This window comes from Bradyrhizobium sp. USDA 4451, assembly GCF_054822585.1.
In genome coordinates this window covers 547,021-572,755 of record NZ_JBTRCH010000001.1, presented here as the reverse complement: position 1 = coordinate 572,755, position 25,735 = coordinate 547,021, and the positions used below count along the sequence as shown (strand labels likewise).

At 65.2% G+C, this 25,735-nt stretch carries 31 protein-coding genes and 1 pseudogene; 12 read left to right on the top strand and 20 right to left on the bottom strand.

The features are described from left to right. Nucleotides 1-13 precede the first annotated feature (13 nt). Together ACVMB0_RS02545 and ACVMB0_RS02540 are read right to left on the bottom strand one after the other, a co-directional pair. Nucleotides 14-541 (bottom strand): DUF5681 domain-containing protein, encoded by a 528-nt coding sequence (locus ACVMB0_RS02545; protein ID WP_461345220.1) that lies wholly within the window; start codon nucleotides 539-541, stop codon nucleotides 14-16. Then, nucleotides 538-3,717 (bottom strand): DUF7379 domain-containing protein, encoded by a 3,180-nt coding sequence (locus ACVMB0_RS02540; protein WP_461345219.1) that lies wholly within the window; start codon nucleotides 3,715-3,717, stop codon nucleotides 538-540. The genes ACVMB0_RS02545 and ACVMB0_RS02540 overlap by 4 nt, the downstream gene beginning before the upstream one ends. A gap of 273 nt (nucleotides 3,718-3,990) precedes the next feature. Between ACVMB0_RS02540 and ACVMB0_RS02535 the strand changes: the two genes are divergently transcribed. The 3 genes from ACVMB0_RS02535 to ACVMB0_RS02525 all read left to right on the top strand — a co-directional run bounded on the left by ACVMB0_RS02535 (nucleotide 3,991) and on the right by ACVMB0_RS02525 (nucleotide 5,674). After that, on the top strand, nucleotides 3,991-4,323 hold the full coding sequence (locus tag ACVMB0_RS02535) for a hypothetical protein (protein WP_461345218.1): 333 nt from the start codon (nucleotides 3,991-3,993) through the stop codon (nucleotides 4,321-4,323). Between the two features lie 157 nt (nucleotides 4,324-4,480). After that, nucleotides 4,481-4,813 carry a hypothetical protein gene (locus ACVMB0_RS02530; protein WP_456752364.1) on the top strand — a complete coding sequence of 111 codons (333 nt, stop codon included), beginning with the start codon at nucleotides 4,481-4,483 and terminating at the stop codon, nucleotides 4,811-4,813. Between the two features lie 180 nt (nucleotides 4,814-4,993). After that, the gene (locus ACVMB0_RS02525; RefSeq protein WP_021081815.1) at nucleotides 4,994-5,674 is read left to right on the top strand and encodes a ParA family protein; all 681 of its coding nucleotides are present in this window, start codon (nucleotides 4,994-4,996) and stop codon (nucleotides 5,672-5,674) included. Nucleotides 5,675-6,037: 363 nt separating this feature from the next. Here ACVMB0_RS02525 and ACVMB0_RS02520 read toward each other — a convergent pair whose 3' ends face one another. After that, nucleotides 6,038-6,334, bottom strand: a complete 297-nt coding sequence (locus ACVMB0_RS02520) for a DUF4282 domain-containing protein (protein WP_456752366.1) — start codon at nucleotides 6,332-6,334, stop codon at nucleotides 6,038-6,040. Nucleotides 6,335-6,599: 265 nt separating this feature from the next. Here ACVMB0_RS02520 and ACVMB0_RS02515 point away from each other — a divergent pair, with 265 nt between their 5' ends. The 3 genes from ACVMB0_RS02515 to ACVMB0_RS02505 all read left to right on the top strand — a co-directional run bounded on the left by ACVMB0_RS02515 (nucleotide 6,600) and on the right by ACVMB0_RS02505 (nucleotide 7,864). Continuing rightward, the gene (locus ACVMB0_RS02515) at nucleotides 6,600-7,058 is read left to right on the top strand and encodes a MaoC family dehydratase (protein ID WP_461345217.1); all 459 of its coding nucleotides are present in this window, start codon (nucleotides 6,600-6,602) and stop codon (nucleotides 7,056-7,058) included. A gap of 8 nt (nucleotides 7,059-7,066) precedes the next feature. Next, nucleotides 7,067-7,549 carry a MaoC family dehydratase gene (locus tag ACVMB0_RS02510; RefSeq protein ID WP_461345216.1) on the top strand — a complete coding sequence of 161 codons (483 nt, stop codon included), beginning with the start codon at nucleotides 7,067-7,069 and terminating at the stop codon, nucleotides 7,547-7,549. Between the two features lie 171 nt (nucleotides 7,550-7,720). Further along, nucleotides 7,721-7,864 carry a hypothetical protein gene (locus ACVMB0_RS02505; RefSeq protein ID WP_024584466.1) on the top strand — a complete coding sequence of 48 codons (144 nt, stop codon included), beginning with the start codon at nucleotides 7,721-7,723 and terminating at the stop codon, nucleotides 7,862-7,864. A 105-nt stretch (nucleotides 7,865-7,969) separates the two neighbouring features. Here ACVMB0_RS02505 and ACVMB0_RS02500 read toward each other — a convergent pair whose 3' ends face one another. From ACVMB0_RS02500 to ACVMB0_RS02470, 7 genes are all read right to left on the bottom strand, one after another. Beyond that, nucleotides 7,970-8,107, bottom strand: coding sequence for a hypothetical protein (locus ACVMB0_RS02500; RefSeq protein ID WP_456752369.1), 138 nt, complete (start codon nucleotides 8,105-8,107; stop codon nucleotides 7,970-7,972). A gap of 226 nt (nucleotides 8,108-8,333) precedes the next feature. Further along, a complete protein-coding gene (locus ACVMB0_RS02495; RefSeq protein WP_456752370.1) occupies nucleotides 8,334-8,756 on the bottom strand; it encodes a hypothetical protein in 423 nt (140 codons plus the stop codon). A gap of 154 nt (nucleotides 8,757-8,910) precedes the next feature. Next, the gene (locus tag ACVMB0_RS02490; RefSeq protein WP_461345215.1) at nucleotides 8,911-9,867 is read right to left on the bottom strand and encodes a hypothetical protein; all 957 of its coding nucleotides are present in this window, start codon (nucleotides 9,865-9,867) and stop codon (nucleotides 8,911-8,913) included. Between the two features lie 147 nt (nucleotides 9,868-10,014). Then, nucleotides 10,015-10,449, bottom strand: a complete 435-nt coding sequence (locus ACVMB0_RS02485) for a nuclear transport factor 2 family protein (protein ID WP_456752372.1) — start codon at nucleotides 10,447-10,449, stop codon at nucleotides 10,015-10,017. A 196-nt stretch (nucleotides 10,450-10,645) separates the two neighbouring features. Continuing rightward, the gene (locus tag ACVMB0_RS02480) at nucleotides 10,646-10,906 is read right to left on the bottom strand and encodes a hypothetical protein (RefSeq protein ID WP_461345214.1); all 261 of its coding nucleotides are present in this window, start codon (nucleotides 10,904-10,906) and stop codon (nucleotides 10,646-10,648) included. Between the two features lie 123 nt (nucleotides 10,907-11,029). Next, the gene (locus ACVMB0_RS02475) at nucleotides 11,030-11,473 is read right to left on the bottom strand and encodes a nuclear transport factor 2 family protein (protein WP_456752374.1); all 444 of its coding nucleotides are present in this window, start codon (nucleotides 11,471-11,473) and stop codon (nucleotides 11,030-11,032) included. A 449-nt stretch (nucleotides 11,474-11,922) separates the two neighbouring features. Next, nucleotides 11,923-12,714 carry a hypothetical protein gene (locus tag ACVMB0_RS02470; protein WP_461345213.1) on the bottom strand — a complete coding sequence of 264 codons (792 nt, stop codon included), beginning with the start codon at nucleotides 12,712-12,714 and terminating at the stop codon, nucleotides 11,923-11,925. Nucleotides 12,715-12,910: 196 nt separating this feature from the next. On the opposite strand from ACVMB0_RS02470, the gene ACVMB0_RS02465 reads away from it, so the two are divergent. The 3 genes from ACVMB0_RS02465 to ACVMB0_RS02455 all read left to right on the top strand — a co-directional run bounded on the left by ACVMB0_RS02465 (nucleotide 12,911) and on the right by ACVMB0_RS02455 (nucleotide 14,702). Further along, entirely contained in the window at nucleotides 12,911-13,150 is a 240-nt protein-coding gene (locus tag ACVMB0_RS02465; protein WP_461345212.1) for a hypothetical protein, read from the top strand. Nucleotides 13,151-13,248: 98 nt separating this feature from the next. Next, nucleotides 13,249-13,440, top strand: a complete 192-nt coding sequence (locus ACVMB0_RS02460) for a hypothetical protein (RefSeq protein ID WP_456797322.1) — start codon at nucleotides 13,249-13,251, stop codon at nucleotides 13,438-13,440. 875 nt (nucleotides 13,441-14,315) lie between these two features. Next, the gene (locus tag ACVMB0_RS02455; protein WP_461345211.1) at nucleotides 14,316-14,702 is read left to right on the top strand and encodes a hypothetical protein; all 387 of its coding nucleotides are present in this window, start codon (nucleotides 14,316-14,318) and stop codon (nucleotides 14,700-14,702) included. A 17-nt stretch (nucleotides 14,703-14,719) separates the two neighbouring features. On the opposite strand, the gene ACVMB0_RS02450 is transcribed toward ACVMB0_RS02455, so the two are convergent. The 6 genes from ACVMB0_RS02450 to ACVMB0_RS02425 all read right to left on the bottom strand — a co-directional run bounded on the left by ACVMB0_RS02450 (nucleotide 14,720) and on the right by ACVMB0_RS02425 (nucleotide 20,837). Continuing rightward, the gene (locus tag ACVMB0_RS02450; protein ID WP_461345210.1) at nucleotides 14,720-15,715 is read right to left on the bottom strand and encodes a helicase-related protein; all 996 of its coding nucleotides are present in this window, start codon (nucleotides 15,713-15,715) and stop codon (nucleotides 14,720-14,722) included. Beyond that, nucleotides 15,684-17,633 (bottom strand): DEAD/DEAH box helicase family protein, encoded by a 1,950-nt coding sequence (locus ACVMB0_RS02445; protein ID WP_461345209.1) that lies wholly within the window; start codon nucleotides 17,631-17,633, stop codon nucleotides 15,684-15,686. Before ACVMB0_RS02445 ends, ACVMB0_RS02450 begins: the two co-directional genes overlap by 32 nt. A 289-nt stretch (nucleotides 17,634-17,922) precedes the next feature. Further along, nucleotides 17,923-18,129 carry a hypothetical protein gene (locus ACVMB0_RS02440; protein WP_461345208.1) on the bottom strand — a complete coding sequence of 69 codons (207 nt, stop codon included), beginning with the start codon at nucleotides 18,127-18,129 and terminating at the stop codon, nucleotides 17,923-17,925. Continuing rightward, nucleotides 18,126-18,362 (bottom strand): hypothetical protein, encoded by a 237-nt coding sequence (locus ACVMB0_RS02435; RefSeq protein ID WP_456752380.1) that lies wholly within the window; start codon nucleotides 18,360-18,362, stop codon nucleotides 18,126-18,128. Before ACVMB0_RS02435 ends, ACVMB0_RS02440 begins: the two co-directional genes overlap by 4 nt. A gap of 359 nt (nucleotides 18,363-18,721) precedes the next feature. After that, the gene (locus ACVMB0_RS02430) at nucleotides 18,722-19,942 is read right to left on the bottom strand and encodes an NAD(P)-binding domain-containing protein (protein ID WP_461345207.1); all 1,221 of its coding nucleotides are present in this window, start codon (nucleotides 19,940-19,942) and stop codon (nucleotides 18,722-18,724) included. Next, nucleotides 19,935-20,837, bottom strand: coding sequence for a LysR substrate-binding domain-containing protein (locus ACVMB0_RS02425; protein WP_461345206.1), 903 nt, complete (start codon nucleotides 20,835-20,837; stop codon nucleotides 19,935-19,937). Before ACVMB0_RS02425 ends, ACVMB0_RS02430 begins: the two co-directional genes overlap by 8 nt. A gap of 273 nt (nucleotides 20,838-21,110) precedes the next feature. Between ACVMB0_RS02425 and ACVMB0_RS02420 the strand changes: the two genes are divergently transcribed. Continuing rightward, a complete protein-coding gene (locus ACVMB0_RS02420; protein WP_029083480.1) occupies nucleotides 21,111-21,344 on the top strand; it encodes a hypothetical protein in 234 nt (77 codons plus the stop codon). Nucleotides 21,345-21,356: 12 nt separating this feature from the next. Here ACVMB0_RS02420 and ACVMB0_RS02415 read toward each other — a convergent pair whose 3' ends face one another. The 3 genes from ACVMB0_RS02415 to ACVMB0_RS02405 are packed head-to-tail and all read right to left on the bottom strand — an operon-like array spanning nucleotide 21,357 to nucleotide 23,296. Continuing rightward, entirely contained in the window at nucleotides 21,357-21,986 is a 630-nt protein-coding gene (locus ACVMB0_RS02415; RefSeq protein ID WP_461345205.1) for an SCO family protein, read from the bottom strand. 8 nt (nucleotides 21,987-21,994) lie between these two features. Beyond that, nucleotides 21,995-23,110 (bottom strand): MBL fold metallo-hydrolase, encoded by a 1,116-nt coding sequence (locus ACVMB0_RS02410; protein WP_461345204.1) that lies wholly within the window; start codon nucleotides 23,108-23,110, stop codon nucleotides 21,995-21,997. Between the two features lie 48 nt (nucleotides 23,111-23,158). Continuing rightward, nucleotides 23,159-23,296, bottom strand: a complete 138-nt coding sequence (locus tag ACVMB0_RS02405) for a hypothetical protein (protein WP_461345203.1) — start codon at nucleotides 23,294-23,296, stop codon at nucleotides 23,159-23,161. Nucleotides 23,297-23,344: 48 nt separating this feature from the next. On the opposite strand from ACVMB0_RS02405, the gene ACVMB0_RS02400 reads away from it, so the two are divergent. Beyond that, a complete protein-coding gene (locus ACVMB0_RS02400; RefSeq protein WP_461345202.1) occupies nucleotides 23,345-24,052 on the top strand; it encodes a glutathione S-transferase N-terminal domain-containing protein in 708 nt (235 codons plus the stop codon). Nucleotides 24,053-24,164: 112 nt separating this feature from the next. Here the strand turns inward: ACVMB0_RS02400 and ACVMB0_RS02395 are convergent. Beyond that, a pseudogene (locus tag ACVMB0_RS02395) lies at nucleotides 24,165-24,955 on the bottom strand (crotonase/enoyl-CoA hydratase family protein). 91 nt (nucleotides 24,956-25,046) lie between these two features. Here ACVMB0_RS02395 and ACVMB0_RS02390 point away from each other — a divergent pair. Beyond that, a complete protein-coding gene (locus tag ACVMB0_RS02390; RefSeq protein ID WP_461345201.1) occupies nucleotides 25,047-25,643 on the top strand; it encodes a TetR/AcrR family transcriptional regulator in 597 nt (198 codons plus the stop codon). Nucleotides 25,644-25,735 lie beyond the last annotated feature (92 nt).

Genomic DNA, 25,735 nt, shown 5'->3' with positions numbered 1-25,735 from the left:
GCGTGGCGACCATCTAATCGTCTAGAAGCGACTTAAACTTCTCCGCGATCTTCTCATCCAGGCGTTTTCGCTCCGCGAGTTGTTCGGGCGTTGGCTCGGGATCCATCGCTGCCGGTCGCAGTTCCTTCACCGCGGCACGCTGGGCTTCGACCAACGAGACGAGTTGAAGGCCCTCTTCTGGGGAAATATCTCCCTCTGCGACAGCTCTGAAGATCTCGCGATAGGCGCACAGCACAGTCTCGCTTCCGTACCATTGTCCGATTGCGGGGAGTTTAATCGGAACTGCCCTGCTCTTGGGTGGAGGAAGCAATCTATCAAAGATCAACTTGGCGGCCGCGAGATCTCCAGCCTTTGCCTTGTCGATGATCTTCGCCTGGATCGCTTCCAAATCGGCATCGGTGACAGCTTCCAACAGCACTGTCGCCCTATTGCGCGTGCCTTTGGGTCGGCCAGCCGCATTGCCCGAGCGACCAGGCTCGAATGGCCGACCTCGCGCGCAAGGACGTTGCTGTTTTGGGGCTGTTTTAACAGCGGCAATCATGGTGAGTTCTTTCCAAGCAGTGCTTCACGGAGACGGTTTGTTGCAAACTCCGAAAGCGGATCATGGCCGCGCAAAAAGTTCGCCACATGAGGTTGGCCCCTTCCGATTTTTAGTCCGAGTTCTCTCTGCGTCCAACCACGCCGTCGATCCGAGCCGCGCAACTCGCCTTCGGGTCCGAGACCCGCAACAATCACCGCCGCCGGCAGCGGCATCAGCTTGACGGGATCGCGGGTGAGATTGAGGAAGATCTGAGATGTCCCGGGACTCGTGGCATAGAGACCGCGTTGCAACGACGCGCTCATCGCGCCGCTGAGGACACGGTCGATCGCCGCTTCCGCGCCGGTGAGGCTCGATGACCGGTAGTGGCCGATCAGCAATGGTTCGGCGATAAAGGTGAGATCGCCGTTGACGACGTCGATGCGCAGGGATGCCGAAGGCGGCGCGGTTTGCGGTTCGCGCGCAACGGCCGAGGACAGCACGTCGAGCTCGCTCTGAGGCGGCGATTGCCGCACCCGCTGTCGGGCGGGACGGCTTCGCGCGACCGGCCCGGCGGCTTCAGCGGCCTTTTGCCGGGCGGCGCCGGCCGCGGAGACCCGGGCGAGCCGCTCCGTGCTGCCGGTGTTCAGAAGCTCGCGGTAGGCCTCGAATGCGGCCTTGTACCGCGGCAACGAGCCGTGATCGGCATCCGCAAGCCAGGTCGCCACTCCCGGAAGCTCGGCGCTCTCCCGCGTGACCCGGCCATCGCCGTCGTCGACTTCGAGATAGGCCAGCGCTCGCTCGCCATTGCTCGCGCTTTCGTAGCCGGCGGGTGTGGTTGCGGCCTTGCCGACGACCAGCAGAAGCCTGTCGGCCCAGGAGACCAGGTCATGGTCGCGTTGCTTGTCGAGCTTGCGACGCAGCGCCACGGCGTCATCGAGCACCGCTTGCGGCGGAATACCCCATTGGAATTGAGCCAGCTGAAGTCCCAGATTGTGCCACGTGCTGCGCGCGCTGATCGCGTCGAGATCGGACTTTGCGAGATCTCTCCAGGCTTTCTCGGTACCGAGCCGATCCAGCAAGCCCGCCTGGAGCTGAACGAATCCGGGAAAGCCGGCGATCAACTGGCGCGTCTCGTTGCTGGCGAACGGCGCGCCCACATTGACGAGGAGGTTGCCGAAGCTGTCGTCACCGGACAGCACCTGCATCGGAGTCCAGGATCCGTCGTTCGGCGTCCCCAGCATCAGAAGCCGCGCGCCGTCGGATGCCATCATCCGGTTCCAGGTCGCGGGGTCGACGATCTGCATGGCGCGTGCAACCAGCCCGCCCATCGAATGGGCGATGATCCGCACCGGCTGCCCTGACGCCTTGCGCGCGTCGAGCGCCGTTGCGATCGCCGCGGCGAGCCGTTGTGCCTCGGCCAGGATCGGGCGCCGCCAGTCGAATGCGAACGGCTGGACGTCATGATCGTTGAACAGCGCGGTCGCGAGGTCGTCGTAGTAGATGCCGATCGGCCCGTCGGGCGCGACCTTGTCCTTGCCCGGAAGGTAGGCGAGCCGCTTGAGGCCGTTGACGACGCGCCATCCCAGCCAGATCCGCTCGTCGTCGATCTTGAGATTGCTGCCGAGAATTCCGGGCAGCACGAACAGCGCCGGCAATTCGGCCGCCTTGCTGGCGGGACGTGTGGGCAGTGCCGCGCGCGCCCCGCTCGATGATTGTCCGGCCCAGGAGAGCGGGCCGATCACGCTGAACCCGTCGGGGGAGCTACCGCCCGTCCTGGTGAGGGCGTCGACCACCGCCGCTGCGGTCTGCGCGTTGCTGAAATAGTTGAAGTGCGAGACCTTGCCGCCCTGGTCGAGGACGAATGTCGAGTCCTTCTCCCGCGGCGAGCCGCCATACATCGATCGCGTCTGCACGACGAGATCATTGTCGGTCCAGAAAAACGCGTCGGACAGCAAGGCCTTGACCCAGGACACCACCGAATCGCCCTGCAGATCGCCGGCGATGACGCGCAGATCGCCGGCGATCGGGTTCGTTGCCGAGTGCAGCCAGCGGATCAGCGGAGAGTCCGGAATCTGCGCCGCGAGACCGGGCACCTTGTCGGGATCGGCGCGTCTGCGGGCGACCTCGCCGAGAAAGTCGACGAGCTGCGGCGCGACCGGAATCTGGGCGAGCTCGAGCGCCCATTTCAGCACCGACACATAGGCGTCAAGCCGCTTGGAGGCGAGCAGCGTGCCGCGCGCCGGGCAGGCGACGCGGACAACCCGCTCGATCGAAATCCGCTTGTCCGAGACGATCTCGGCGAGCCTTTTCAGCTCGGCCGCGCTCGAACCGTCGTCCTTGAACAGGTCGAGATCGGACAGGCGCGGATTGGCGCACACCCGTGCCAGCACTTCCGCAACCAGTCCGCCCCGCGAATGCGTCAGCAGGTGAAGTCGCGCGCCCTTGGGCGCGGCTTCGGCGAGCGTGATGGCGTTGGCGATCGGACTCGCGCCGAGCGTCGGATGGTCGAGGGCGTAGACCCTGTTGCCATAGGACTTGAACAGCGAAGCCACCCGCTGCGGGTGCTCGGTCCAGAGCTTGCCGAACGTGCCGGACGTTTGGCTGAAGGTGCCGTGGATCAGGACCAGCGACGCCCCGTCCTCCGCGGCGATGGCGGACGTGGCGTGCCCCTTGAGCGACTCGAGCTTGTCGGGTTGCAGCCGATAGACACCCGGATCGACCTGTGAATCAAACGACTTGACGACCTTCGAGGCAACGAAGTCGGCCGCCTTGTCCTCGACCAGCCCGGTGACGATGTGGAGGGCCCCCACCTGTACGTCGCCGAACATGCTGCGCGTGCCGCGCGACACCGGAGCGGTGTCCTCGAGGCGCCACTGCAGCCGGCCGGGCACACGCACCTCTCCCGAGCCGAACGCGGGTCCGCCGCGTGCGAGCGGATCCTGCTGCGCTTGCAGAAGGTCTCGCGCGGATTCGGGATGAAGCCACAGCGAAGGCCCGCCTGCGATATCAATGACGACGATGTCCTCGCCGGGAACGGCAGCCGCGGTCTTGATGACCGCGTCGCCGGCGCCGCGTTGCGCCGTCACAATCACGGAGTCCTTCAGATGTCCCATTGTGGACGGCGCCGGACCGCGCGCGCCGCGGGTCGTTCCTCCCGGACGAACGCCGGTCATCACGAATGCGATTGGTTCGGACAATGTGACGCTCCCGCAATGGCCGGGCCACAACACAAGACACCGGGCGCGAGCGGAGCAAGCCTACTCGGCCGGGCAGGTGGCCACTGAAATAAGGTATCGACGAGCAATGACGCCACGATACTCGCTCTAATAGAATTGGCAAGCGTTGCGGCTCGGGGCGACAGATCCTCCGTCCTCGGCGTGTCATCACGCCCGCTTGCACTTCTGCGTTGCTTCACCCACACTCCCCGAAACGACACCTTAACGACGCCTGGTGACACCTTGGGGGGACGCATGGGGACCGCCGGTTCAAGGAGTTTTTCGTTTGCGTTGATATCAGGGCTCGCCGTTGCGCTGCTGCTGCCGGGCCGAGGCGAGGCCTACACGCCAGACCAGCAGCAGGCCTGTACGCCGGATGCATTCCGGCTCTGTGGCTCGGATATCCCCGACGTCGATCGCATCACCGCCTGCATGATCAGGAACAAGGCGCAGCTGTCGCCGGCCTGCCGCGTGTTCTTCCGCGGAGGTCCTGAGCCGCGTGAGGCGAGCGAGCGCGAGGAGCGGCGTCCGGTCGCAGCCAAGCGGAAGGTCCACAAATCGCACAAGGCGAAGAAGTCCACGCACTGACCTTATTTCCCATCGCGCACGGGTCGCCCGGCTGCGATTTCAAGGGTGCGATACGCGACAGACTGACGCCTTGTGACGCTGTCACGCAGCATCATCTCTGGGGCTTGTATTGTCAGCCAGATCCGTTCCCGCCACTGGAACGGATGGAGTGGGACGCGTGAGCCAAGACTGCAAGCCAGAAGACTACAAGCAAGAGATCGACCGGCACTTCGCCTGGTTCGAGGCCAAGCTTCCGGAACGGCCGGCGCGCTTCGTCGCGTGGCTGCGCCGGCCGTCGTCGCGCTATGTGCGGATTCCGCTGGCGATCCTCTTGATCGTCGGCGGCATCTTCAGCTTCCTGCCGGTGCTCGGACTCTGGATGCTGCCGCTCGGACTCCTTTTGTTCGCGCAGGATGTTCCGATGTTGCAGAAACCCACCGCGCAATTGCTCGGCTGGATCGAGCGCAAGTGGATCGCGCGTGAGCGCGCCAAAGCTGCCGAAAAGCGCTAGGCCGAGTCAAATCAAGCGCTTAGCGCTTCCATTTTCGGTTGTGTCATAAGTTGAGTGTGACTCAAAAAGCAAAATGCACCGGTAATCTTGGCCACTTTGCGGATTGCAAGAAATTTTTTCTTTCGCGAATCAGCGCTCTGATTCATTTTCGCCTCCTGGGGTCAATCTGGAGGCCAACGTATGAACGTGATTGTTTTCGCTTCGCGTAAGGGGGGCTCGGGAAAAAGTACCCTGGCTGCTCACCTCGCCGCGCAAGTGCACAAGGCGACGAAACCATGTCTGCTGATCGACGCCGATCCGCAGGGCTCGCTGACGCTCTGGCACAAGCTGCGCGGCACCAACGAGCCGGCGATCAAGACGGCGGTGAACTCGGTCAGCGGGATCATTGCCCAAGCCAAGCGTGACGGCATCGAGTGGGTGTTCATCGACACGCCGCCGAACCTGTCGGCTGTGGTCGACGACTCGATCAAGAACGCCACGATGGTGATCATTCCGGCGCGGCCCGGCGTGTTCGACGTCAACGCGGTGCAGGAAACCATTCAGACCTGCCGCTCGATGCGCAAGCCCTATGCCGTCGTGATCAACGGCGCGCCCGCGCAGCGTGACGGCGCCGAAAGCCGCATTGTCGCGATCGCACGCGAGGCGCTGGCGAAATTCCGCGCCCCGGTGTGGAGCGGCCAGATCACCAACCGCGCCGATCTGCTGATGGCGCTCGGCCAGGGCGAAGGTGCCCGCGAATATTACGCGGAAGGCCGCGCCGCCGCCGAGATCAACCGGCTGTGGGCTGCGATCGAACGCTCGATCAAGGCGATCCGCGGCACGGCGTCGGCCTCCGGCGCGATGCACAAGCAGGCGGCGTAACAACGCCGCTTCTCGTTCGAACTGGAAGAACGCGCGGCACTCGCGCGTTTTTTGTCGACTGGCCTCACGCCACCATCAGCAGATAGAACACGATCACCGGCGCCAGGGTCAGAATCACCGACCAGATGCCGACAGCCCACAGAATATCCTCGGTCGTAAAGCCCGGCTCAGCACCGGACCTCACGGCAAAACCATTCCTCGAATTCACGACGGCCCCGCGTTGGTCTCATGCAATGCGCAAGGTTGATACGCGAGCGGTTTTAAGATCCCGGTTGGAATTTCGTGGGCATTTGCGCGCGGGCGCTACTTCGGATTAACCACGGCCGGCGCGGCCGGCCGCATCCGGCAGGCCCTCCGATAGCCTCAGTGCATGCCCCCGTCGCGATCGCGGATCGCGCCGAGATGCTCGTTGATCCGGAACACGATCAGGATGAACTCGGCGGCGATGCGCGAGAATACGATGCCGACGAAGATGCTGGCGATCGATGCAAGCAGCTGGATGAAGCCGACGAACGGGCTGATCGCCATCGCCGTGAGGCTCCACAGGATGCCGGAGATCCCGAACAGCACGATGACGGCAATCACCAGCCAGTAGAACGTCTTGATGATCGTGGGCGTGATGAAGCGGTCCCACTGAAACAGATCCTGGAAATCGAACATCGTGGTTCTCCCGGCAGGCCGAAATATGATTCGCGTCTCGTTCATCCTACTGCGTCACCCCCGGCGTTGCGCCGGGCCAATGGTGCGCCACGGCGCCGAAGCGCCGCTGCACCACCGGAATCGATACTGCAGGAGCCCCATGTCCCGCCGGTGGCGAGCCCGGACCGGGCGCCGGCAGTCCAGGCGCGAGCTATGCGAGCAGGCCGGTTGTGATTGCCGCAAATAACGGCCACAATCGGGCTTCCCTCCGGCATATCCTCATCCAATGACCACGCTGACCCTCGAAGACTTCAAGCCCGGCCGTTTCGGCACGTTCGGCCCGCGCCACGTTTCGCGCGAAGAGATACTCGCCTTCGCCGCCGAATTCGACCCGCAGCCGATGCATCTCGACGAGGAGGCGGCGAAGAAATCCATGCTCCGCGGCCTGTCGGGCTCGGGCTGGCATCTTGGTTCGCTGATGATGCGGATGCTGTTCGACGGCTTCATCGGCCGCACCGCCTCGCTCGGCTCGCCCGGGGTCAACGAGATGCGCTGGGTGGCGCCGCTGCGTCCGGGCGACGATTTGACGCTGGAAGTCGATGTGGTCGAGGCGCGGGTTTCGAAGAGCCGGCCCGAGACCGGCATCGTCACCTTCAAGGGCACGATCCGCAACGCGCGCGGCGAGATGTTGTGCGAGATGGAATCGCCGATCATCATCAGCCGCCGCGCCGGCGCGAGCGCATAGGGGGCATCATGCGCTTCTTCGAAGACATGGAGATCGGCGCCCAGCGCGCGTTCGGCTCCTTCACCTTCACGGTCGAGGACATCAAGCGCTTTGCCGTGCAGTTCGATCCGCAGCCGTTCCATCTCGACGAGGCGGCGGGGCGCAACTCGCTGTTCGGCGGGCTTGCGGCGTCGGGCTGGCACGTCGCCAGCGTCTGCATGAAGCTGCTCGTCGCCGACGGCAAAAAGCTCGCCGCGGAAGCCGCCGCGCGCGGCGAGACGGTCGCGGTCTGGGGCCCGTCGCCGGGCTTCCGCGAGTTGCGCTGGATCCGCCCGGTGCTGGCGGGCGATACGATCAGCTTCACCAACCAGGTCGAGACCAAGCGCACGTCCGAGAAGCGGCCCGAATGGGGCATCCTTCAGGCCCGCAATACCGGCGTCAATCAGCGCAATGAGGTGGTGTTCTCGTTCCTGGCGACCGCCTTCGTGCCGCGCCGGAAGCCCGGTTCCTGATGTTGCCCGCGTACCTCTGATGTTGCCCGGGCGCCATGGTGGCGGACTAAGTCTGCTGCCGACGTAGTTGTGCGTTGCGCGGAATCCATATTTTGCTAACGCATTTTGAACCTTTGTCCCTGCCTATGGTTTGTGGACTCGGACATCTGGGCAAGCACTACTGGGGATACCATGGCAGATCGCAGCGCGTTGAAACTCGTCGGCATTATCTTCGCGACGGTGACGCTGGTGGTGATGCTGGCGACCGGACTTGTCGTGAAGGGCTTTGCCGACGGCAATTATTCCTTCGAGACCACCGCGAGCATCGATCGCTGATCGACCGTCTGTTACCCTCGGCGCTCGCGGGAGCGCCAAGCGGCGCCTGTTTGCGCTCTTCAGTGTGACCCGTCGGCGAGCTGCGTCACACTTCGTCCCTGCGGATTAACGATTCCAGATCAGCACCATCACGACGGTCGCGGCGGCCAGGATGCCGACGAACCGGATCATGATCGTGCCGATGCCCTGCTGCGGCTGGCGCAGCGGTATCGGATCGGCGTTGTCCGGCCGGACGCTCTGCATGAATGCTCTCCAAATCGATGCCCCGCTCAGGCGCGGTCCGGTCGGTCAATCCCGCATTGGACGCGGGCCCGGCATCTCCAGTTCAAATCGGCTTCGGCAAGAATGACGCCGCGGAGTGTACACCGTGCTGCATAACGAATCGTTCTGCGCGGGAGCCGGGCACGCAAACGAAACCGCCGCCTCGCAGGGAGGCGGCGGGTTGTCGATTTTCAAGACCTGAGCGGGTTCAGCTGTTGCGCAGGCCGTCGGCGGCGCGCTTCCACTGCGAGACGTTGTCGGCGATCATGCGGGTCGACTTCATCGCGGCCTGGCTGAGCTGGGCATAGCCGGAGATCTCGCGCTGGACGCGCTGGCCCTCGGCATGCAGCAGGTCGCGCAGGCTCTCCAGCTCGCCGATCAGCTTCTCGATCTCGGCCAGCGAGGTGCCGGCGACGCGCTGGATCAGCGAGTTGACGTTGCTGACGGTGGCATCGGTGTTGGTGTCGGCCGGCGCGGTCTCCGGGCTCGCCACCGGCCGGCGCAGATAGGCGATATCGTTGCGCACGAAGTCGCGGATGCCGGCTTCGACTTCCGAAACCGCGGCGAGGTTGGTGTCGACCTCGGACGTCGTTTCGACTTCGGCTTCCTCGGTACGGTTGGTGGCGTTCATCGGCTTTCCCCTGGATCGCAATAGCGAAGCGCGGCTTGTCCCCCGCACGACGAATTGATGAAGTTACGGACCTATCAGTGCCGCCGAATTTGACCGCATCTGGGCCAAGTTGGGGCAATGCCTGATCATTAGCGCGACAGGGCTAACAGATCGTTCACCATGAGTGCTTGTAGCCGGCGCCGATGCTCTTGCTGATCGTGCCCTGGGGGGTCTCGCCGACCGAGCCGGAGACGGTGACGCCGTCGAACAGCTTCTGCTCGGCGCCGACCCGGCGCAGCCATTTGTCGTCGGTGGTCGACAGCGTCTGGCCCGCGGTGATGCTGGTGCCGGTGTCGTTGACCGACAGGCTGGCCGATTGATCGGTGTTGTAGCTGCTCGATGGACGGCCGACGATGCCGGGCACCGGGACCACGCCCTGCTGGATCACATTGTAGCCGTTCTGCAGCGTCAGCGAATACTGCTCCGACAGCGGCACCGACTTGCTCAGCGAGGTGCCGACCTTGCTCTGGTCGGCGCCGGGGTCGACCCGTGCCTCGACCGAGGTCTTGTCCCAGATCGACGCCACGCCGCCCGTCGAGATCGATGCCCAGGCCGAGCCGCCGGACTGCGGCAGGCTGCCGCCATTGGCGAGCCGCTCCGACAATTGCTCCGACGTGGTCATCGTGCCCTGCCTGGCGACAGTCATGTCGGCGCCGATGCGGGTGTCGAGGAAGGGCGAGACCGACTGCTTGACCGACACCGCCGACGAGCCGTTGGCGTTGCTGTTGGTGGTCCAGGACGGATCGTTGCCGGCGACGCTGGCGCGCTTGGCCGCGTTCTTCGGTGCCAGCGTGGGCAGGCTGGTGGAATCGGTGTCGAGCTGGCTCCAGTCGAGCTTGCTCTCGTCGATGTCCTTCAGGAGGTCGGCATCATTGGCATCGGCCGCCGGCGGCGTCGCGTCGGGCGTGGCCTCGGCACTATCGGCAGGAGCGTCCTGCGCCGGGGGCGTGATCCGCAAGGGCGCGGGCTGCACCGGCGGAGACTGCGCCGCGGCCGAAAGCGCCAGCGCCATGCAAAAGCCGGCCGCCAGCACCGGCAGCCTGGCCCAGCCAAATCGCAATGTGGAAGTCATTCCCAGCCCGCAAATTCCAAAGCGGCAGCATGCATTTGCCGTGGCGCAAAATTGCGGCAACGGGCCTGCAAAGGCAAGTGAGCAACGCGTGATCGCGATGACCGGGACCGCGCGAGGGGCCCCGGACATGACGAAGGCGTGACGCCGTCAGACCGCGATGCGCGGCAGATGGATCGGGTAGCCGACAGTCTGCTCGACCAGGTCGAAACTGTCGATCAGCGCGCGGAAGCTCATGAGCTTGCCGGCCTTGAACTGCGCGAAATGCGCGATCCGGACCGAGATCGGCTTGTTGGAGTCCAGCGCGGTCAGCGAATAGCGCAGCATCGACGCCGCGGAATCCGCACCCAGCATGATCTGCTCCCGGTCGAAGCGGTGAACCCTGAGGTTCTCGCCGATCTGCTTGATCACCTCGAGCACGGCGGCCTTGCCGCGGCGCGCGCCGAAGAAGGAAAACAGATCGATCGGTCCATAGATGGCCCATTCGACCTCGTCGTCGAGCATGAGCTCGATATCTGCAAGCTGGCGTTCGTTGATCGCGCGATGCAATGCGCGCGAAAAACGCCAGAGGCTATGCTCTGTCATTTTGGTCTCGTCCTGAAACTGGATTTTCAACGCAAACGAATGGCAGGGGTCAGCGCCGACGCCCTGCCAGGTTGCTGCACATCGCTATTGCCGGCTGAAATAGGGCCGGGCGGCGAAAACGCAAATGACATTTTTGCAATGCACAATTGCGGAGGTCTTTGCCGGAATGTGGCCGCCGCCAGATTGTGACCGCAATTCAGCGGTCGCGCTGCCGGACCGGCTGCCGTTCGATCACGATCTCGGCGTCGCGGATCGCGACGACAGCGAACAGCAGCGCACCGCCGATGCCGCCGATCGCGGCGCCGAGCGGCATGAAAGTGAAGAACACCAGCGTTCCGCTGTCGATCCCCGAGGTTTTGGCCATCCCGATCCAGGTCAGCCCGGCTCCGATGCCGAGCGCGGCGCCGCCGAGGGCACCCAGTGCCAGGCCAAGCACAGCGAGCAATGCGACTTTCATGATGATTTCAGCCCCGACCGCAACAAGCCCAGTGATAGGTCCGCGCCGGGCCGGCGAGGTTCAACGCTGGGCTGTGCAAATTTGCCGGCGAGATGCCGGGGTGTGTCGTCCGGCTTCGAGCAGCTATTCCGCGGTCTGGCCGAGCAGCGCCGCGGCGACGTCGCGCTCCAGCACCTGCTGGACCAGGTCGAACGTGTCGATGATCTCGCGGATCTCGGTGATCTTGCCGTCGCGCAGCGTGTAGAAAACCGCAACGTCGAACTGCACCACGCGGCGGTTGTTGCGCTTGCGGAAGAACACGCGCAGCTGGGCTGCGACCATGTCGCCCTCGGCCACCACGGTTGGCGCTTCGTAGCGCATGTCGGAATAGCGCTCATGGATCGTGGTCCACATCTGACGCAGCGCGGCCTTGCCGCGGTGCTGGCCCATATGCGGAAGAATGTCGATCGGGGCATTGGCGAGAAACGCGATGTCGTCGCTGCAGCGATCGAGCGCGCCCTCGATGCCGCCGGCATAATAGACGTCGAGGAAGTTCAGGACGCGCTGCCGGTTCAAATCCTCGCCCATGATCGACCCCGCCGGTTCCGTCCGATCGCCTCTGGCTTGCCCTGGCTCACATTGTGACCCGAAGTGTCACACAATCAAACACATGTTTGACGCGCGGAACCGGATTAGGTTCGGCAACCAACACGTGCATTGTGGCACAATTTGCACACGGCGGGCCGGTCCGCAGACGTGAAGCGCGCGGGGCAGGTTGCCGCGAATTAATGAAACCTCGCCGCGCGCGCCCGGTTGGACCGGCATGGGCGACGGGTCCGCGATCAGGAGTTCCTCATGAGCAATACCATGTCGCGTGCGGTCGCCGCTGTTCTTGCCTCCAGATAGCCCATCCGAGCGCGCGCCGCGCGACGGTGAGCCGGCGCCGACGCCGGTCGAGGCCTTGAGCTCCTCCGGGGGCCGACCCGAGCGATCACGCCGGTTCGCTGTCGCGGTGCGCTAATCCTGCAGCGAGCTAGTCAATCCGCCGGTGCGGCCTTGCCGGTCACGAGATCGATGATGAAGCGCTTCTTCTTCTCGTTGCCCTCCGGCACGAAAGCCTCGCCGGGCAAGACGTCGTGAAACAGTTCCTTCGGCTTCGCAAAGCCTGCGCCGCAGGCGGTGCGGACGGTCTCGTCGTCGGCGTGGTCGACGTCGACCGCCACCGTGTTGCGGCGCGGACCGACGGCGAGGTTTGAGAGACCGAAATATTTCGGACCCTCGTTGCACATCACGACATTGGAGCCATAGGCGCTGACCGCATCCTCGGCGCGGAGCAGGAAGTCCGGTGTGATCTCGATCCGCCTGCCGGACTTCTTGGCGAACTCCATCCGGGCCACCGCGCTTTCGACGATGCCCTGGCCCATGTGACCGACGGTGCAGACCAGCGCGTCCTGCTGGTCGTCCTTGGGCTGGTCCTTGGGCAGCACGATGCAATCGTGACCCTGCGCGCCGGGCAGGAAGCGGATGAAGCGGGCCGTCTTGCCGGCTTGCTCGAACAGCGCGACGCCGCCGAAATCGGTCGCGTGCGGCTCGCATTCGCTTTCATAATTGACGGCGAGCAGCGCAGGGCCGGCGGCGAGGAAGCGTCCGGCGTAGCGCTCCTGGGTCAGCTTGACGTCGCAGGCGCGGCCCCCGCCATTCGGATAGAATTTTGCCCGCGTGCAGCTCGATCCCTTGATATTGCCGGCGGCGCAGAAGGTCGCAAGCAGCGCGCGGTCGCTGTCTTCGGCGCGGGCCGGGCTTGCGATGAGGCACGCGGCGAAAAGCACCGCCGCGCAAAGTGCCGGGGCGAAGCAGGCCAAAGCAGTATGTGGTGTCCGCATGATCTTCAAAACGCTGTCCGCAATGCGGCGGCATTTAGAGCACGATGGCGAGCTCCGCGCAGCGAATTTCTGCGGCGAGGCCGACGGGAACCGGAGCGGCGGCTCGATCGTTGATGCCGCATCATTCGATTGGAGCCGCATCATGAAATCAATTCTTCTCGCATCCGCCATTGCCGTCACCGCGCTTGCCGCAGCGTCCCCGGCCGACGCCAAGGGCTGCATCAAGGGCGCCGTTGTCGGCGGCGTCGCCGGCCATTATGCCGGCCATCACGGCGTGCTCGGCGCCGCGGCCGGCTGCCTCTACGGCCGCCATCACGCCAGGGAGCAGGAACGCCAGCGCGAGCAGCAACAGGCGCAGCCGTCGCAGCAGGAAAAGCTGTAAGGCAAGATCACTTGTGAAGTCGTCGTGGAACGTGAAGGCACGTTCCGGGAACGCCGCCCGCTCGGGCGGCGTTGTCTCGTTGCGTAACGGAGACGATGATGACGAAACCAAAGACAAAGACCATCCAGCCCGTTCCCGACGACAACAAGAGCCACAAGGGCCCCGGCAGCGCCCCCGGCGTTCCCCTCGACACCACCAAGGGCCATCGCGACGACGAGAAGCATAACATCCGCGAGCAGGCCGCGCACGGCAATCTGACCCAGAACACCAGCAACAAGCGATCGGGGTAGGGCACGAGGCGGCGCCATATCCCCGAGTCGTCCTGGCGAAAGCCAGGACTCATAACCACCGCATTCGATTGTGAACGGGATCGTAGCCACAACGTCGCGCGTTTGGGGCAATGGGCCCCGTGCGCAATGGCCACCAGGCCGGGACGCTGGGGATCTGATTCACCTGTCAAACAGCCTGTTCGGTGTCATCACCCGCGCATGCGGGTGATCCAGTATTCCAGAGACAGCAGTGCTTGAATCGAGAAGCCGCGGCGTGCTGGATCGCCCGCTTTCGCGGGCGATGACAGTTGAGGATGAGGACACAGCTCCGCATTCTCGCGACATGATTTGCCCGAGCTTTGCATTTCGTTTGCCCTTCGTCTGAACGGAGGACGCAGGGAAGACCGGGTGCCGATCGCACCCATGGGCCCCGTGCAATAGGTAGAAAGCACGGGGGTAGGACCACAGGTGTAACCGGAAACAACCCGGCCTTCCCTGCGCGATGGTTGTGCGGCTTATACGTGCTCTCCCCGGCGAGACTTGGCTTTGTTGTCACCGTCTTCGCGACGCGCATTTGCGCAATCGGAAGAGACACCTACCGCTAGGGCGTCAGGCCTGCACGATTTCGCCGTCCGCCTTGCGTGCTCTCGTCAGGCCACGCGCAGCGTCCACCGCATCTCGACCCGCGTTCGTGACGACCGCGAAGCGCCCCTCGTGTCGGGTGAGACGGGCGGAATTGAACATCTGATTTGCCCGACGACGGAAGCGCTATTTTGCCCGTCGGGGTGATTTGTCGCACCCGGCGATCTCGTGCCGGCGCGTGACGCGCATCACGTCGCGGGTGGCCGGGCGCGGCTAGATTGGCGCCGTCGGATCACTGCCAAGGAAACGCCGCCATGAACGCCATCACTGCACCGAAATCGCCCGCGCAGAACCGGCTCGAAGGCTTCGCGCTCGCCGCCATCCTGCAGGGCCTGCCGACCTTCGCCGCCGCCGTGCTCGTGCTGAAGATATCAGGCGCGCGCGAGATCGTCGGCGAACGCTACGGCGCCGCGATCTTCGTCGTGCTCGCCTCGCTGGTCTACGCCGCGATCATGCCGCAGCTTGCTGCCAAATTCCCAAGGCGGTTCGGCAACGCCTACGCGCCGATGTTCTTCGACGCGGGCCTGTCGTTCTCCGAAAAGATCGTGCAATGGCGGGCCCAGCCCAGCGTCTCGCTGCAACTCGTGACCACGATGGTCATGCTGTCGCTGCTGGCGGTGGCGGTGGTCAGTGTAAGATGAATTTGCGTTTCTCTTAGCTACCGCTTCTTCCACCCACCGCGCTTCCCCGGCGCTCCCCCGCTCGACCGCGGCGACGGCCCGAACTCCGGCCCCGACTGCCGTGAGTCCGTCGGCTGGATGATCCGGCTCGTGGTCCCGAACGGCTTGGCCGGCAGCGCGCCGCTCGGGCGGAAGGGGAGCGATTCCGGGCCGTGCATTTCGTCGAGGTCTGGCTTGTGCACGCGGGAGCCGGACTTGCCGCCGCGGCTGGCCTTGAGCGAGGTCTGTGCCGACTTGTTCTTCAGCGCTGAGACCGGCAGGTTGGCGGCATCGCCGTACTTCCTGGTGCCGGCATAGGCGCCGGCCTGCTTCTGCACGTTGCGCTGCTTGGCGGTGGGGTCGTCGACCACGGCCATCTCGGTGGCGCGCAGGCGCTTGACCTCGTCGCGCAGGCGAGCGGCTTCCTCGAAGTTCAGATCGGCCGCGGCCTCGCGCATCCTGGTTTCGAGGTCGCTCAGCACGGCCTCGAAATTGTGCCCGATGCTGATGACGTCGTCAGCCATGCCGCCGTCGCCGATCTCGACCAGCACATGGTCGCGCTCGTAGACCGAGTTGAGGATGTCGCCGATCGACTTCTTGACGCTCTCCGGCGTAATGCCGTTGGCCTCGTTGTACTCGACCTGTTTCTCGCGGCGGCGATTGGTCTCGGCGATGGCGCGCTCCATCGAGCCGGTCATCCCGTCGGCATAGAGGATCACCTTACCGTCGACATTGCGCGCGGCGCGGCCGATGGTCTGGATCAGCGAGGTCTCACTGCGCAGGAAACCTTCCTTGTCGGCGTCCAAAATCGCGACCAGCGCGCATTCGGGAATGTCGAGACCTTCACGCAACAGGTTGATGCCGACCAGCGCGTCGAACGCGCCGAGGCGCAGGTCGCGGATGATCTCGATGCGCTCGATGGTGTCGATATCGCTGTGCATGTAGCGGACGCGGATGCCCTGCTCATGCAGATATTCGGTGAGGTCCTCGGCCATGCGCTTGGTCAGCACGGTGATCAGCGAGCGATAGCCGGCGGCCCGCCGTCGCGCGCACCTCGCCGACGAGGTCGTCGACCTGGGTGCGGGCCGGGCGGATATCCACCGGCGGATCGATCAGCCCGGTCGGGCGGATCACCTGCTCGACGAACACGCCGCCGCTTTCGTTCAGCTCCCAGCCGCTCGGCGTCGCCGACACCGCGATCGTCTGCGGCCGCATCATGTCCCATTCCTCGAAGCGGAGCGGGCGGTTGTCCATGCAGGAGGGCAGGCGGAAGCCGTATTCGGCCAAGGTCGCCTTGCGGCGGAAGTCGCCGCGGAACATGCCGCCGATCTGCGGCACGGTGACGTGGCTCTCGTCGGCGAAGATCAGCGCGTTGTCCGGCACATATTCGAACAGCGTCGGCGGCGGCTCGCCGGGGCGGCGGCCGGTGAGGTAGCGCGAATAGTTCTCGATGCCGGCGCAGCTCCCGGTCGCTTCCATCATCTCGAGATCGAAGGTGGTGCGCTGCTCCAGCCGCTGCGCTTCCAGCAGGCGGCCCTGGTCGTTGAGCTGGTCGAGCCGCTGCTTCAATTCCGATTTGATCGACTTGATCGCCTGCACCAAGGTCGGGCGCGGCGTCACATAGTGCGAATTGGCGTACATCTTGATGAATTCGAGCTCGTCCTGCTTGTGGCCGGTGAGCGGGTCGAATTCCTCGATGGTCTCGATGGTGTCGCCGAACAGGTTCACGCGCCAGGCGCGGTCTTCATAGTGCGCCGGGAAGATGTCGATGACGTCGCCGCGGACCCGGAAGGTGCCGCGGGTGAACTCGGCCTGGGTCCGCTTGTACTGCAGCGCGACGAGGTCGGCGATCAATTGCCGCTGGTCGATGCGCTCGCCCTTCTTCAGCGCGAAGGTCATCGCGGTATAGGTCTCGACCGAGCCGATACCGTAGATGCAGGACACCGAGGCGACGATGATGACGTCGTCGCGCTCCAGCAGCGCGCGCGTCGCCGAGTGGCGCATGCGGTCGATCTGCTCGTTGATCGAGGAATCCTTCTCGATATAGGTGTCGGTGCGCGGGACGTAGGCCTCGGGCTGGTAGTAGTCGTAATAGCTGACGAAATATTCGACGGCGTTGTCGGGGAAGAAGCTCTTGAACTCGCCATAGAGCTGCGCGGCCAGGGTCTTGTTCGGCGCCAGGATCAGCGCCGGGCGCTGCGTCGCCTCGATCACCTTGGCCATGGTGTAGGTCTTGCCCGAGCCGGTGACGCCGAGCAGCACTTGCGTGCGGTCATTGCGCTGGATGCCCTCGACCAGTTCCGCGATCGCGGTCGGCTGGTCGCCCTTCGGCTCGTAGGGCGACTTGATCTCGAAGCGCACGCCGCCTTCGGATTTCTCCGGGCGCGGCGGCCGGTGCGGGGTCCACACCCGCATCGAGCCGTCGTCCTTGCGGAACTCGGGGCGGCCGTCGCGGATCAGATTCTCCAGCGCGTCGGCGGTGGCCTTGACGCCGAGCGCCTCCATCTTGCTGCGCGGCGGACGGGCCAGCGCCTCGTCATCGTCCTCGGCGGTCGGCAGCCCAAGCTGCCGCGCCAGTTCCGGATCCAGCGTCGGGATCGTGGCCGAGGTGCCGTAATTGGCCTGCGGGGCCTCCTCGAGCCCGGAGGCATCGCGCTTGGCGACGCCTTCGCTGGTCTCGCGCGTCGACGCCCGCGCGCGATGCGCGGCAGCCTCGCCGCCGGCGCGGCGGTCCCAGGAATTGTCCGGCGGCGGCTGCAGGCCGGTGCCCGAACCCATGCCGGCATCGCCGCGGTTGATCGCGGGATTGAGCAGCTCGGCCAGCGCCGGTCCGATCGGGAGCACGTCTGGTCGATGAGCTTTGGATTTGGGGGATTTGCCGGGCTTTTTCGGGGTGTTCGGTGTCTTCGCCATGCCGGGAATATGGGACGAGTCCGGCAGCGAGAAAAGGGCAAACGACGGCTGGATTAGCGCGCAGCCGAGGCTGCTGACAGCAGGGTGGCAGCAGGGCAAAGGCCGGTGCAGCGCGTCAGGATGACCGGATCGGTTTACGCAGCTTGCTCAGTGTCATCACCCGCGCATTTGCGGGTGATGCAGTATTCCAGAGACGGTCGTGGCTTGAGCCGATAAGCCGCGGCGTACTGGGTCGCCCGGCCAAGCCGGGCGACGGCAACAGTGGATGAGGACAAAGCTTCACACCCTCTCAGGCGCGCGGCTTGTCCACGATGTCGAGATGGATGCCGCCGCAGCCGTCGCAGCGCATGGTCCAGTATTCGGCGGCGCGGCCCGGGATGACGCGCAGCAGCGAGAGCTGGGCGGCGCATTCCGGGCAATTGGTGCGGACCTGAGCCGGCCAGACCGGATCCGGCTCGCATTGCGGAACGGCGGCAATCATGACGTTGCCGGTCACGCCGACACTTTGGCCACCGGCAGCATCATGCCAGACCGTTGTGGGAAGCGGTCGATAGCTCTCTTCGCGTCGTCGATCGCCGCATCCGGATCGGACCACGCAAAGCCGATGTCGAGCGTCGGAAACGGCATGCCATCGATGACGACCGGCCTTTGATCGACCCGTTGAATCCTGGCGTGCCATTGCCCCTTCCCCACTTCGAACGACGTGATCTCAAAACCGCTGTAAATCATGGCGACCTCGGGATGCCCTTCTCATAGGAAGCACGGGCGCACGGTGCCCTATGTGAACCAGATCACAAATCGCGCGGTTTATTTCCGCAGAGTGGCGGAACTTGGCGCTGTGCTCCCTCTCCCCGTTCTTACGTTCTTTCGGGGAGAGGGTTGGGGTGAGGGGCCGTCTCCGCGCTACGGTCAGAGCTGTGTTTGCGGAGACTCCCCCTCACCCGGAACGCATCTGACGATGCGTCATAGCCGAAGCTCTGCTTCGGCGTTCTCGAGAACGGCCGCCGAAGGCGGCTTATGCCTCTCCCCGCACGCGGGGCGAGGTGAAGCAAAGGCTGCCGTTTGATTCGAGGTAAGTATGCTCGTCCCTATCGGCGGGCCGCGATGTGGTCGGCGAGATCGGCGGCGTCGTCGCCGACGCCCGACAGGAACGAGGATTTCATCTTCGACAGCCATTGCAGGCCGAGGAAATAAAGGCCCGGCACGTCGGAGACGCCGCGGCGGTGTCGTGGTGCTCCATCGGCATCTAGCACCGGTATGTCGATCCAGCCGAGGTCGAGGCCATAGCCGGTGGCCCAGATCACCGAGGTGATCCGCTCGGCGCTGAGGTCGATCGCCTCAAGCGGTGCGGTCAGGCAGGGCGGATCGCCGAGGCGGACGCGCGCCAGGGGATCGCCGGGATGATCGAGGCCGCGGGCCGCGACGAAGTCGTCGACGATGCCGAGGAACGTCGCGTAGTAGGCGTCGCCATTGGCGATGTTGACGGCGAGATCGGGCGCGATCTCGAGCACGCCGTCGCGTGCCGCAATGATGCGGCCGAGCAGCGTCACGCCGTCGGCGGCGAAGCGGCGGAAATCGATGGTGTGGCCGCCATGCGCGCCCGAGATCACCGGCAGCAGGCGGGACGGGCCGCGCTGCTCGACCGGCGTCTGGTCGATGCCCATCTCGGCCAGCCACCAGAACAGGTCACGCCCGCGATAGCGGCGCGGCAGCCGGTTGTGACGGCCGACCGAGAGGAAGACCCGGCGGCCGGCGCGCATCAGCTCGTCGGTGATCTGCGCGCCCGAGGCGCCGGCGCCGACCACCAGCACCGCGCCATCGGGCAATTGCGCGGGATTTTTGTACGCGCTGGCATGGACCTGAAACAGGCCGAGCTGATCGCGCAGCAGCGCCGGCCGCAGCGGCCGCTGATAGGGGCCGGTGGCGACCACGACGTTGCGGGCATGGATGCTGCCGCCGGCGATCTCGGCAACGAAGCCGGTGACGTCGCGGCGCAGCCTCGACACCTCGGCACCGCAGCGGAGCGGCGGCGCGACGAAGGCGGCATAGGCCTCGATGAAGGCGATGATCGCCGCGGTGTCCGAGAAGCCGTCGGGATCGCCGTGCGGAAACGCAAACTCCGGCAGCCGCACCGACCAGTTCGGAAACTGGAACATCAATCCGTCCCAGCGCTCGCTGCGCCAGCGCTCGGCGATGCGCCGCCGCTCCAGCACCAGATGGTCGATGCTGCGCTGCTTCAGCCGATGGCTCATGGTGAGCCCGGCCTGGCCGCCGCCGATCACCAGCGTGTCGATGGTCTCCTCAGGCACTGCGCGCTCCCTTGCGGCGGGCGGCGGGTTCGGCGGCGGCGCGGATGATCCAGCGCCGGAACGCGGCGAAGTCGCGCTGCTCGGCATGGAAGCCGCGATAGACCAGATACCAGCGCATGCCCTTCGGCACGCTGAGCGCAAACGGCGCCACCAGCCGGCCGGCGGCGAGATCGTCATCGATATAGGGCCGGATGCCCATCGCGATCCCGAGCCCGTCGCTGGCTGCCTGCAGCGCCTGGCCGTAGAACTGGAATTCCGGCCCGCGCGCGGTCAGGCGCGGCACGCCGGCGGCCTTCAGCCAGGATGGCCAGTCGTCGGGCGAATGCGCGACGCGGATCAGGCTCGGCCCCTTGAGATCGGCGGGGCGCTTCAAGGTGCCGGCGAGCCGCGCGGTGCAGACCGGCATCAGGTCGGCGGCGAACAGCGGCTCGGCGACCAGGCCCGGCCACTGGCCGTCGCCGAGCTGGATGCCGCAGCTCCAGTCGTCGGCGAACGGCGCCGCCATGCCGCCGGTCGTGATCCGCACCTCGATGTCGGGCTCGGCTTTGCGGAACTCGGCGAGGTGCGGGATCATCCACTTCATCGCGAATGTCGGCCCGACGCCGACGGTCAGCACCCGCGCGCTCGCCGACGCCGTGACCTGCGCGGTGAGGCTCGCCAGCGCATCGAAGATCGGCGTCAGCCCGCTCTGATAGGCGCGGCCGGCCTGTGTGGTGACGAGGCGGTTGGCCTTGCGCTCGAACAGCGCGACGCCGAGCCGCTCTTCCAAGAGATGCACCATCCGGCTGATCGCGGCGGCCGAGACGTTGAGCTCGCTGCCTGCGGCCGCGAAGCTGCCGGTCCGCGCCGCGGCCTCGAATGCCTTGATGCCGTTGAGAAAGAGCAGCCGCCGCATGAACCCTCAGGAAAACTGATGCAAGGGCAAGATAACTCGGTTTGCGGGCAGAGGCCAAGCGGCGCAGTAATATGCAGCGATCGTTTGTGGCGCCTCGCCCGCTTGCGGGGAGAGGCCGGATCGCATCGCAGATGCGATCCGGGTGAGGGGGAGCCTCCGCGAGTCCCACTGCAACCTCCCTTGCGGAGAACTCCCCCTCATCCCGACCTTCTCCCCGCAAGCGGGGAGAAGGGGAAGTCGCGATCGCGCTCGGGTCGTTGAAGGAGACATGCGATGACCGAAACCACGGACGCCCTGGTGCTCGATCTCGTGGAATGGGTCGCGCGCGAGCCGCGGCGCTATGCCGAGGTGCTCGAGGTCTGGCGCACCTCGTGCCCGCGGCTGACGATCTGGGAAGACGCCGTCGACCGCGGCTACGTCGCGCGCCGTCCCTCGGTCGAGGGCATGCGGGTGATGGTGACCGAAAGCGGCGAGACGTTCTTGCGCGCGCACGGGCGGATGCATTGACGCAGCGGGAAGTCAGCGTCCCGGCTCGGCGAGCCTGGGCCGGATGATCTCGACCATGCGGTCGGCCGAGGTGCCCGGCGGGAAGAAGCCGAGATAATGGCCGTCGCGGTCCATCAGGTAGATGTAGGCGGTGTGATCGACGGTGTAGTCGCCGGCACCCTCGAGCGGCACTCGGGCGTAATAGACCTTGTAGGAATCGGCGAGTTCGCGGATCGCATCGGCGCTGCCGGTCAGTCCGATCAATCGCGGATGAAACATCGGCACGTAGTCGGCGAGATGCGCAGGGGTGTCGCGCTCGGGATCGACGGTGATGAAGATCGGCTGCACCTGATCGCCGTCGGAGCCAAGCTTATCGAGCGCGAGCCCGATCGCCTGCAGATCGGTCGGGCAGACGTCGGGGCAGTAAGTGAAGCCGAAATAGATCAGCATGAGCTTGCCGCGGAAATCGCGGTCGGTACGTTCATGGCCGGCCTGATCGGTCAGCGCGAACGGTCCGCCGACCGGCTCCCTGTTCCACATCAGGATGTCCATGATCTCGGCGGCCGATCGCGCCGATCGTTGCTGTTGTGGCGGATCGCCGGCCAGCGCCGCCGCCAGCGTCAGCCACAGGCCGGCGCCGGCGCATGCGATAGCGCGCAGCATCGGCGCGATCATATGCCGAACGAGAGGCGGCTGCCGGTGGTGGTGACCAGCACCTTGTCGCCCATCTGCGCGGTCGCCTCCTGCACGAAGTTGAGCCCGGAGCAATGCATCGGGATCAGCACGTCGGGATCGAGCTTCTTGATCTCGGCCACCACCTCGGCGAGGTAGTCCTTCGGCGCCGGGCCGAGATGGAAGCCGCCGACGATCGCGTGCACCTTCTGGATGCCCGAGACCTCCTGCGCCTGCTTCACCGAATTGACGATGCCGACATGGCCGCAGGACGAGATCACGACCAGGCCGAAATCCTTCAGGTTGAAGCAGGTCGCATGCTCGTGGATGTGCTCGTCGGGCACGATCTTGCCGTCCATCTCGGCCGGCAAATAGTGGCTGGCGTTGCAGCCGAGCCCGTCCTTGATGCCGAACTCGACCCAGGTCTGCGGCAGCACGCGCTCGATGCTGCGGCGGGTGATCTTGCCGGTGGTGAAGGCGTGGCCGGCGATCACGGTCGGCGTCTCGCACAGCACGGTGGTGACGCGCTGCGCGGCGAGCTGGCGGCGGTCCAGCGTGCCGAAGTCGGTGAACTGGCCCTTGGTCGCCGTCGCGTTGACGCGGTGGCAGAAATTGTCCTCGCCGCCGGCATAGAGCTTGACGTCGGCCGGCAGTTTGTCGCGGAATCTGTCGAGGAAGCCGTTCAGGCCGCCGAAATGATCGTAGTGTCCGTGGCTGACGATCAGCGCGTCGAGCTTCGCCGGATCGACGCCGACCAGCTCCATGTTGTTGAGCAGCACTTCGGGCGTATAGCCATAGTCCAGCATCAGGCTGCGCTGGCTGCCCGCGGCTTCGGATTCCAGCCACAGCGACAGGCCCCATTCATTGTGCAGCGATTTGCGGAAGTCGGCGCCGCGCGCCGCCGGCGCGATCGAGACGCCGTGCGCCTGCTTTGGCCGCAGGAACAGGTCGAAGCTGGAATCGACCAGCACGCGGATCGAGAGCTTGTCGACGCTCGGCACCTGGATCGGTGCCGCGCTCGCGATCTCGACGCAGGAGAATGCGCCCACCGCCGCAGCGCCGGCGATCGCCGCCGAGCCCTTCAGGAATTCACGTCGTGCCAAATCCCGTGTCATCGCAATCCCCCATGTTCTGAAAATTCTTGAATACGAAGCATGCGGAGCCTAGGTGCAATCGGGGCGCGGCTCAATCGGGCGCTTGCGTTGTTTGCAGATCACATTCGCGCGCGGTGCAATGCGGGCGCCATTGACTTGGGTGCCGTTATGCGCCCAAGTCAATGCAATCGCATCTTTCTCGCGCATCGTTCTCGCCGATGCGCCGGCAATCCCTTGACATGCAGGATCACGCCCATGATTGATCTCCATTACTGGTCCACGCCGAACGGTCACAAGATCACGATCTTCCTCGAGGAGACCGGCCTCGCCTACAAGATCTTCCCGGTGAACATCGGCAAGGGCGATCAGTTCAAGCCGGACTTTTTGCAGGTCGCGCCGAACAACCGCATTCCGGCGATCGTCGATCACGCGCCGAAGGGCGGCGGCAAGCCGATCTCGCTGTTCGAGTCCGGCGCGATCCTGCTCTATCTCGCCGAGAAGACCGGACAATTTCTGCCCCAGGATCTTTACGGCCGCTACGACGCGATCCAGTGGACGTTCTGGCAGATGGGCGGGCTCGGGCCGATGGCCGGGCAGAACCATCACTTCCGCAATTACGCGGTCGAGAAGCTGCCTTACGCGATCGATCGCTATGTCAACGAGACCAACCGGCTCTACGGCGTGCTCAACAAGCGGCTGGCCGACCGCGAATTCATCGCCGGCGATTATTCGATCGCCGACATGGCGAGCTATCCCTGGGTCGTGCCCTACAAGAACCAGGGCCAGGAGATCGACGACTTCCCGCATCTGAAGCGCTGGCTGGAGACGATCGGCAAGCGTCCCGCGACCGAGCGTGCCTATGCGAAGGCCAAGGAGGTCAACCCGAATTTCGGCCAGCCCGCGATCCGCACCGAGGAAGAGCGCAAGCTGCTGTTCGGGCAGACCGCGGCCGTGGTGCGGTAGGGCTCGTCGCCGTCATTGCGAGCGAAGCGAAGCAATCCATCTGTCCGCGCGTGCTGAGCAATGGATTGCTTCGTCGCTTCGCTCCTCGCAATGACGTGGTAGCGTTGGTGCTCTATGCCTCGGCATACTTCGCCGGGCGCCGCTCCTTCCACGCCGTGAGCCCTTCGGCGAGATCGCGGCTCGGCACCAGTGCGGCGAACTGTTCGCTTTCGACCAGCAGGCCTTCGGCGATCGGCATGTTGAGCCCGCGCGTCACCGCGGTGATGGTGCCGGCGACCGAGCCGGGCGAATGCCTGGTGATGCGGCCGGCGAGCTCGCGCGCGGCGGTCAGCAATTGATCGTGCGGCACGATCCGGTTGACCAGCCCGATCTCGCGCGCGTGCTCGGGCGGGAACGGATCGCCCGCCAGCAGCAACTCAAGGGCTCGCTTGCGTCCGGCCAGCCGCGGCAGCCGCTGCGTGCCGCCGAAGGTCGGCGGCATGCCGAGCTTGATCTCGGGCTTTGCAAACAGCGCGCGGTCGCTGGCGACGGCGAGATGCACGGCTTCGGTGATCTCGCAACCGCCGCCGAAGGCGATCCCGTTGACCGCGGCGATCACGGGCTTCTTGAACGCCTCGAGCCGCGCGGTCATGGCTTGTCCGCGGCGAACGAAGTCGCGCACCGCGACGGCGGCGCCCTGCTTGACGCTGTCCGAGAATTCCTTGATGTCGGCGCCCGCCGAGAAGGCGCGCTCGCCGGCGCCGGTCAGAATCACGGCGCGCACGCTCGCATCGCCCTCGATGCGGCCGAGCGCCGCCATCAGCTGGTCGATCAGCGCGTAGTTCAGCGCGTTGAGCTGTTCGGGACGATTCAACGTGATCAGGCGATCCCGTCGGTGATCTCGAGCAGGATGGGTTCGGACATGGTGCAGTCTCCGGCATGGGCGTTTCGCGCAGCCGAACCTAGAGGCTTCCGCAATTTGAGTATATTCACTGGTTAGTATACATACGACTGCATGCTCAGAGCCTCCGAACCGACCCGCGAGCGCATTGTCCAGGCGGCGAATTCGCTGTTCTACAGCGAAGGCATCCGCCGCGTCAGCGTCGACGAGGTCGCCGCCAAGGCCGGCCTCACCAAGCGCACGCTGTATTATCACTTCAAGAGCAAGGACGATCTGGTCGCCGCCTATCTCGCCGCGCGCGATCAGCCCAATCTTGCGCTGTTCCGGAAATGGTTCGCGGAGGCCGGGGGCGGCCTGCCTGCGAAAGTCGAGGTCATCTTCAAGAACCTCGCGCGCTCGGCGCGGCATCCGAAATGGAAGGGCTGCGGCTTCCTGCGCACCTCGGCCGAGCTCGCCAACATGCCCGGCCATCCCGCGATCAAAATCGGCGCCGCGCACAAGAAGAAGTTCGAGGACTGGCTGCGTGCGACCTTCGCCGACGAAGGGATCGCCGATCCGCTTAAGCTGGCGCGGCAGATCCTGCTGCTGCTGGACGGATCATTCGCCGTGGTGCTGCTGCATCGCGACGCCAGCTACATGGAGACCGCGGGCGAAGCCGCGCGGACGCTGATCGAGCTAGCGCTCAAGAAGAAGGGACAAAAACGGGGCTAGGGCGCGAGTTGCATTCGGGCAACATCGTTCGGAAAGATGGGTCGTTAACCTTCTTTCGCCATTGCGCGACCACTCCCGTAGCCGATGATCGC

Bases quoted from the DNA above. Each gene is read 5' to 3' on its own strand.
- ACVMB0_RS02390 (WP_461345201.1), top strand. From the start codon at position 25,047: ATGCTCAGAGCCTCCGAACCGACCCGCGAGCGCATTGTCCAGGCGGCG.
- ACVMB0_RS02420 (WP_029083480.1), top strand. From the start codon at position 21,111: ATGACCGAAACCACGGACGCCCTGGTGCTCGATCTCGTGGAATGGGTC.
- ACVMB0_RS02490 (WP_461345215.1), bottom strand. From the start codon at position 9,867: ATGACTTCCACATTGCGATTTGGCTGGGCCAGGCTGCCGGTGCTGGCG.
- ACVMB0_RS02515 (WP_461345217.1), top strand. From the start codon at position 6,600: ATGACCACGCTGACCCTCGAAGACTTCAAGCCCGGCCGTTTCGGCACG.
- ACVMB0_RS02545 (WP_461345220.1), bottom strand. From the start codon at position 541: ATGATTGCCGCTGTTAAAACAGCCCCAAAACAGCAACGTCCTTGCGCG.
- ACVMB0_RS02535 (WP_461345218.1), top strand. From the start codon at position 3,991: ATGGGGACCGCCGGTTCAAGGAGTTTTTCGTTTGCGTTGATATCAGGG.
- ACVMB0_RS02475 (WP_456752374.1), bottom strand. From the start codon at position 11,473: ATGGGCGAGGATTTGAACCGGCAGCGCGTCCTGAACTTCCTCGACGTC.
- ACVMB0_RS02465 (WP_461345212.1), top strand. From the start codon at position 12,911: ATGAAATCAATTCTTCTCGCATCCGCCATTGCCGTCACCGCGCTTGCC.
- ACVMB0_RS02415 (WP_461345205.1), bottom strand. From the start codon at position 21,986: ATGCTGCGCGCTATCGCATGCGCCGGCGCCGGCCTGTGGCTGACGCTG.
- ACVMB0_RS02435 (WP_456752380.1), bottom strand. From the start codon at position 18,362: ATGATTTACAGCGGTTTTGAGATCACGTCGTTCGAAGTGGGGAAGGGG.
- ACVMB0_RS02445 (WP_461345209.1), bottom strand. From the start codon at position 17,633: ATGGCGAAGACACCGAACACCCCGAAAAAGCCCGGCAAATCCCCCAAA.
- ACVMB0_RS02450 (WP_461345210.1), bottom strand. From the start codon at position 15,715: ATGGCCGAGGACCTCACCGAATATCTGCATGAGCAGGGCATCCGCGTC.
- ACVMB0_RS02460 (WP_456797322.1), top strand. From the start codon at position 13,249: ATGACGAAACCAAAGACAAAGACCATCCAGCCCGTTCCCGACGACAAC.
- ACVMB0_RS02455 (WP_461345211.1), top strand. From the start codon at position 14,316: ATGAACGCCATCACTGCACCGAAATCGCCCGCGCAGAACCGGCTCGAA.
- ACVMB0_RS02425 (WP_461345206.1), bottom strand. From the start codon at position 20,837: ATGCGGCGGCTGCTCTTTCTCAACGGCATCAAGGCATTCGAGGCCGCG.
- ACVMB0_RS02505 (WP_024584466.1), top strand. From the start codon at position 7,721: ATGGCAGATCGCAGCGCGTTGAAACTCGTCGGCATTATCTTCGCGACG.
- ACVMB0_RS02480 (WP_461345214.1), bottom strand. From the start codon at position 10,906: ATGAAAGTCGCATTGCTCGCTGTGCTTGGCCTGGCACTGGGTGCCCTC.
- ACVMB0_RS02500 (WP_456752369.1), bottom strand. From the start codon at position 8,107: ATGCAGAGCGTCCGGCCGGACAACGCCGATCCGATACCGCTGCGCCAG.
- ACVMB0_RS02510 (WP_461345216.1), top strand. From the start codon at position 7,067: ATGCGCTTCTTCGAAGACATGGAGATCGGCGCCCAGCGCGCGTTCGGC.
- ACVMB0_RS02485 (WP_456752372.1), bottom strand. From the start codon at position 10,449: ATGACAGAGCATAGCCTCTGGCGTTTTTCGCGCGCATTGCATCGCGCG.
- ACVMB0_RS02410 (WP_461345204.1), bottom strand. From the start codon at position 23,110: ATGACACGGGATTTGGCACGACGTGAATTCCTGAAGGGCTCGGCGGCG.
- ACVMB0_RS02525 (WP_021081815.1), top strand. From the start codon at position 4,994: ATGAACGTGATTGTTTTCGCTTCGCGTAAGGGGGGCTCGGGAAAAAGT.
- ACVMB0_RS02400 (WP_461345202.1), top strand. From the start codon at position 23,345: ATGATTGATCTCCATTACTGGTCCACGCCGAACGGTCACAAGATCACG.
- ACVMB0_RS02495 (WP_456752370.1), bottom strand. From the start codon at position 8,756: ATGAACGCCACCAACCGTACCGAGGAAGCCGAAGTCGAAACGACGTCC.
- ACVMB0_RS02520 (WP_456752366.1), bottom strand. From the start codon at position 6,334: ATGTTCGATTTCCAGGATCTGTTTCAGTGGGACCGCTTCATCACGCCC.
- ACVMB0_RS02405 (WP_461345203.1), bottom strand. From the start codon at position 23,296: ATGCGCGAGAAAGATGCGATTGCATTGACTTGGGCGCATAACGGCACC.